This window comes from Legionellales bacterium (assembly GCA_026125385.1).
Taxonomy (GTDB): domain Bacteria; phylum Pseudomonadota; class Gammaproteobacteria; order JAHCLG01; family JAHCLG01; genus JAHCLG01.
The window spans coordinates 67129-73128 of sequence record JAHCLG010000012.1 but is presented as its reverse complement, the minus strand read 5'-3'; the positions used below and the strand labels follow the sequence as shown (position 1 = coordinate 73128).

6 protein-coding genes are annotated in these 6000 nt (G+C 40.5%); 1 reads left to right on the top strand and 5 read right to left on the bottom strand.

Annotated features, from left to right (window positions below):
• Window positions 1–41 precede the first annotated feature (41 nt).
• From deoC to cdd, 3 genes are read right to left on the bottom strand one after another with little or no spacing between them, the layout of a single operon-like run.
• Window positions 42–827 (bottom strand): deoxyribose-phosphate aldolase, encoded by a 786-nt coding sequence (gene deoC / locus KIT27_06535; protein MCW5589306.1) that lies wholly within the window; start codon window positions 825–827, stop codon window positions 42–44.
• Complete coding sequence (locus tag KIT27_06530) at window positions 814–1644, bottom strand: purine-nucleoside phosphorylase (GenBank protein MCW5589305.1); 831 nt, start codon at window positions 1642–1644, stop codon at window positions 814–816. The genes deoC and KIT27_06530 overlap by 14 nt, the downstream gene beginning before the upstream one ends.
• A gap of 2 nt (window positions 1645–1646) precedes the next feature.
• Complete coding sequence (cdd, locus tag KIT27_06525) at window positions 1647–2054, bottom strand: cytidine deaminase (GenBank protein ID MCW5589304.1); 408 nt, start codon at window positions 2052–2054, stop codon at window positions 1647–1649.
• A 64-nt stretch (window positions 2055–2118) separates the two neighbouring features.
• Between cdd and KIT27_06520 the strand changes: the two genes are divergently transcribed.
• Window positions 2119–3600, top strand: a complete 1482-nt coding sequence (locus tag KIT27_06520; protein ID MCW5589303.1) for a carboxypeptidase M32 — start codon at window positions 2119–2121, stop codon at window positions 3598–3600.
• 220 nt (window positions 3601–3820) lie between these two features.
• On the opposite strand, the gene KIT27_06515 is transcribed toward KIT27_06520, so the two are convergent.
• A complete protein-coding gene (locus KIT27_06515; GenBank protein ID MCW5589302.1) occupies window positions 3821–5593 on the bottom strand; it encodes an acyl-CoA dehydrogenase C-terminal domain-containing protein in 1773 nt (590 codons plus the stop codon).
• Window positions 5594–5629: 36 nt separating this feature from the next.
• Window positions 5630–5764: an entericidin A/B family lipoprotein gene (locus KIT27_06510; protein MCW5589301.1), complete on the bottom strand. Its 135-nt coding sequence runs from the start codon at window positions 5762–5764 to the stop codon at window positions 5630–5632.
• Window positions 5765–6000 lie beyond the last annotated feature (236 nt).

Sequence of the window (6000 nt, the reverse complement as noted above, 5' to 3'; positions counted from 1 at the left end):
CTCAGCATAGCGAATTGTCAACACGCCCTAAAAAATAAAAATTATGTGCTTAAAATTTTTAATAGATCCATTAGTAAACTACTTGCACCAAATCGCAATGTAGTGGGTTGAATAAATGCTTTGCCTAAAATGTGTTCCGCAAAATAAAGGTATTGCAACGCTTGTTGGCCTTTGCTAATTCCACCTGACGCTTTAAACCCGACTGTTCCACCCTGATCTTTTATTGCGGTGAGCATGGCAAAAGCCGCTTGCAAAGAAGCGCCTTGTTGAATTTTTCCCGTCGAAGTTTTAATGAAATCCGCACCACTTTCTATACAATCTAGGCTTGCTTGATAAATTAAATTCGGATCGCTGAGTGCACCGGTTTCTAAAATGACTTTTAAAACAACTTGCGGACCACAAGTTAATTTACAGGCTTTAATAAATTGCGATACTTGCGCAGTGTGTCCTTTCAGATAATCTTGATAAGGCATTACCACATCAATTTCATTTGCGCCTTGTTCAATGGCAAGATGGATTGCTTGTGTGACTTCTTCAAAATGGCCTGTTCCAGCGGGAAAATTGGCTACACTGGCAATCTTGATTTGAGCATCAGTAACAGACTGTTTGACTAACGGTATGAATTTTTCATAAACACAAATAGCTGCCACGTGACCATAAGGAGTCGCAGCTTGTTGGCTTAAGGCAATAATGTCATCGGGTTTTGCCTCGAGATTTAAATTCGTTAAATCTAATAAGCGAATTAATTTTTGTGCGTGATTAGCATTACAAATCACATGCTCACTTTCTCGCAGTAATTCTTTAAAGAAATTATTATTCATCGGCATCGCGTAAACTACCTGCATAAGCCAAAATTAATTTTTCAAGTTTTGGTGCCGTTAAGCTACCAAACTTCAGCGTTTCTTCGTGAGATAATTTCCCCGCTTTTTTCATGCCAGCGGCAAAATTGGTAATGGCTGAAATAACCGCAACATTTAATCCACAATGACGAGCAATAATCACGTCAGGAACGGTGGACATACCCACAGCATCGCCGCCTAAAAAGCGAAATGCCCGAATTTCTGCGGGTGTTTCAAAGGCAGGACCACTCACGCCGACATAAATGCCCTGGGCTAATTTAATGCCTAAATGTTTCGCCGTGGTTAAAATCATATTGCGCAGGCGTGGGCTATACGCATCTTCCATCGAAACAAAACGCTCGCCAAACTCCGCTTCGTTAGGCCCAATTAAAGGATTATCGAATGAAAAATTAATGTGATCGATGATAAGCATTAATTCCCCTGGGGGCACATCTTCTCGTAATGAACCGGCAGCATTAGTGATTAATAAATCTTGCACGCCTAATAATTTTAAGGTGCGGATCATATTTTTTAATTCGTTGACATGGCCTTGTTCATAACGGTGCATTCGCCCTTGTAAACACGCTACGGTTGCACCGTTTAAATTACCAATGATTAAACAACCACTGTGCCCTTCGACTTTTGTTTCAGGAAAACCTGGTAATTCTTTGTAATCAAGAGTGATAGGATCGCGAATGGTTTTGGCGATTGCGCTTAAGCCAGAACCAAGAATGATACCTAATTTTGGTTTTAATTCTCCAATTTTTGATTGAATTACTTCACAGGCTTGGTGAGGAAAAGACATGGTCATATTGATTTCTCCAAATTTTCAGAGCCAAATGCATAAGGCAATAATTCATTTAATTTGAGGGTTTTTACTACGCCCTGACTTTGACATAAATGCACTAACGTGGTGGGCTCCGCAAATTCGCTGATGCGCTGTAAGCAGGCGCCACACGGAAAACAGAGAATGTGATCTTGGCCAAGAATTAAAATTTCTTTAATTTCTTGTTCGCCCGCTGTAATCATTTGAGCAATTGCACTGGTTTCAGCGCACGCCGTTAATGAAAATGAGGCATTTTCATAGTTACATCCCGCGTATAAATGGTCTTGGCTCGATTTAATACAACAGCCAACGGCAAAATTGGAATAAACGCAGTAACTATTTTTTTGTGCGGCTTGTGCCAAATCAAACATTTCATCAATATTCGACATATGGTAATCTCGGTAGTTAATCACTTTATTCAGGTGCGCCCATTCTAACAACGACGGAGTCAATATGAAAGCTTATCACTGCTTAGAAGAACATTTTCAACGTATCGATCATTTACAACAGCTCAGCAATATTGTCTCTTGGGATGAGTCTGTGATTATGCCCGCAGGCAGTGGCAATTCACGCAGTCGTGCGATTGCAAGTTTGCATGGCATTATTCACGAAATGACCGTCGATAAGCGGATTGCTGAGTGGCTTTCCCAGGCAAAACAAGAAAATTTAGACGATCCCTGGCAACAACGTAATTTGGCATTAATGGAAAAACACTATAAGAACGCTACCTGTATTCCAGCCGCATTAATCACTCAAAAAACCCAAGCAGCGTTAGCGTGCGAGCAAGCATGGCGAAATTTACGAGCACAAAATAATTGGCGTGATTTTCAGCCTTTATTGCAAAAATCCTTTAATGCCATTCGTGAAATTAATGCTATCCGCGAACAAGAGTTCCAAAAAAATGGCTACGATTTATTAATCGACGAATATTCTCCCGATATTAACCAAGCCGTAATCGATCCGATATTTACTACGCTTAAAAATGCATTACCCAGTTTAATCCAGAAAATTATTGCAAAACAACCCGCATTGCAACCTTTAGCAGGAACGTTTCCCATTGATCAGCAAAAACAATTAAGCGTGGCGTTAATGCAAACGATTGGATTTGATTTTAATTGCGGACGCTTAGATGTGAGTCATCATCCATTTTGTGGCGGTGTTTCAGATGATGTGCGAATAACCACGCGTTACAATGAACAAGAATTTATTTCTGCGGCGATGGCCGTGTGTCACGAAACGGGGCACGCCATGTATGAATTTGGTTTGCCACGTCAATGGCTCACTCAACCCGTGGGTAAACATTATGGAATGGCCGTGCATGAAAGCCAATCGTTATTGATTGAAATGCAAGTCTGTCGCAGTCGTGAATTTATGACTGTGATGGCACAACATGCTAATAAAATATTTGGAGTACGCGAAGGCTTAGATGAAAATAATTTATATCATCATTACACTCATGTTAAACCCAGTCTTATTCGTGTGGATGCAGATGCAGTCACCTATCCCTTACATGTGATCATGCGCTATGAAATTGAGAAAAAATTATTTAATAATGAAATTAATATTAGCGATTTACCAGCGATCTGGGATGAGTATATGAAAACATTTTTCGATCTTGATACCCGTAATAATTTTAAAGACGGCGTAATGCAAGATGTTCATTGGCCTTGTGGCGCATTTGGTTATTTTCCAGCGTATACCTTAGGCGCGCTCATCGCAGCCCAGTTATTTGATTGTGCAAAAAAGAAAAATCCTAAATTATTATCGCTGATCCAAGCAGGCGATTTTAGTGAATTATTTCACTGGCTACGTCCCACTATTCATAATCAAGGTTCTTTACTCACTTTTGATGAATTGATCCAGCAAGCGACGGGCGAAGCTTTAAATCCGCAGTATTATTTGCGTCATGTAGAGCAGTTAATAAACACAGATTGACTCATGACGTGCAATAGTCAGAAATATACTACTCACACTTGAATTTTAGGCTTTGTTGTCGAGTTAAAGCTACTCAGTTATGTATTCAGTATACATTCCTTCGTATCTTTAACTCGACGCCTCGCCTAAAATCCCATTGTTTTGAGTATAGAAATATTGATTGTTTCACTATCGTCCTCTACTTGGACGACTTGATTTTTTAAATCAATTTTATAATTGCTTAAAACTCGTCATTTTCCATACCCATCGTCGGCTCACTGCCTGCGCGAATGATGGCGATAAGGCTGCTGACTTTGGGGAAAATGCATTGACGGAAAAAATTCAAACAGTCGAGTTTAACCGCATAAAAAGGATCGGGAGTATCGGCACTTCGGGTTAAAGCAACAAAGCCCATGCGATACCACATATACCCAAAGCTGATAAGCCCTAATAAATGGGTGTAAGCGTAAGAGGCTGCGCCAATTAAATTAGGATCGCTCGCGCTGTTTTGAATAATCCAGTCGGTTAATTCGTGTAAGGCTTGGGTCGCGCGCTGCAAATCATGTTGTAAAAATTCTAATGCCACATGCGAATGCTGTTGCGTATAGTCGTGAATTTCTTCAATAAATAATTTTAATGTCGCCCCCTTATCCATTACAATTTTGCGTTTCATTAAATCGAGCGCTTGAATGCCATTGGCACCTTCATAAATTTGGGCGATTCGCGCATCGCGGACAAATTGTTCCATGCCCCATTCTCTAATATAACCGTGTCCACCTAAGACTTGTAATCCTAAGTTACACGCCTCTGATCCATAATCGGTGAAAAATGTTTTAATGACTGGCGTAAATAACGCCACCATGTTTGTCGCATATTCGTCATTGAGATGATGGGAACGATCGATATATTGCGCAAGCCATACTAATAATGCGCGAGCGGCTTCGTTGTGGGTGCGCATGGTTAAGAGCATGCGTCGCACATCGGGGTGAACAATGATCGGATCGGCATTTTGTTCGGGATATTGCGCGCCGGTAGCTGCGCGGCCTTGCAAGCGATCTTTTGCGTATTTTGCCGCATTTTGATAGGAAATTTCTGCTTGTGCTAAGCCTTGTAAACCAATGGCCAAACGTTCAATATTCATGACCGTAAACATGGCATTCATGCCTTTATTTAATTCGCCAATTAAATATCCAGTGGCATTTTCATAATTCATCACGCAGGTAGCAGAGCCTTTAATTCCCATTTTATGTTCGAGCGATAAACATTCTACGCCATTTTTTTCTGTTAATTTACCGTTTTCATCCACCAGAATTTTTGGAATTAAAAATAAACTAATGCCTTTCACTCCAGGAGGCGCATCTGGGGTGCGTGCTAAAACCAGATGAATAATATTTTCAGTTAAATCTTGATCGCCACCAGTAATAAAAATTTTGGTACCAGTGATGTTATAGCTGCCATCTGCATTAGGAAGTGCTTTCGTGCGCAATAAACCCAGATCGGTGCCGCAATGCGCTTCGGTTAAACACATAACGCCAGCCCATTGACCATTCACCATATTAGGTAAAAATTTATTTTTTATGGTGTCACTCGCATGAGTGTGAATGGCACGATAAACGCCATTGGTTAAACTAGGATAAAGACTAAAACTTAAATTACTGCTAGCCAGCATTTCTTCCATTAAACAACCTAACATGTGAGGTGCATTTTGCCCGCCATAATTAGGATCGGCGGTGAGTGAGGGCCAACCATTTTCGCAATAAGTGGCGTAAGCTTCTTTAAATCCTTTAGGAGTCAACACTTGGCGTTGTTCGATGCGACAGCCTTCTTCATCGCCTGATTGATTCAATGGAAATAATAAATTTTCATTCAGTTTAGCGGCTTCTTCTAAAATCGTATCGACTAAATCCACACCAAAATCAGCGAATGCCGGAATGGCATTCAGATGATGATTAATATCAAACACGTCGTGTAATAAAAATTGCATGTCGCGAATGGGGGCACGATAAATTGGCATGGCATTATCCTTCTAAACGATGATGATTTGGCGTGTTTAGTTTGCGTTTTGCGCGGCATTCGATAAAGCATGTCCGCCCGCAGAAAGATCTTGCCCAAATCCTTTGACGGTATTGCAACCAACTAGAGTGAAACAGCCAATGAATAGGATTGAAATAAGAATGGATTTCATTTTACGATCCTCATGATTTTTTAAGACAATGACTATATAAAACTTAGCGTAAAAATTAAAGAACTATTTTATCGAGTATTTTTGAGCCTGAAACGAACTTTGCTGTAGCCTGGAACGAACTTTGCCGTAGCCTGGAACTTCGCTGCGCTGCGATCCAGGAAAGGAAACTGAAAAATGAATACTGAATTTAATGTTAACCCTGGATTTCACTGCGTTCAATCCAGTCTACGGCAAAG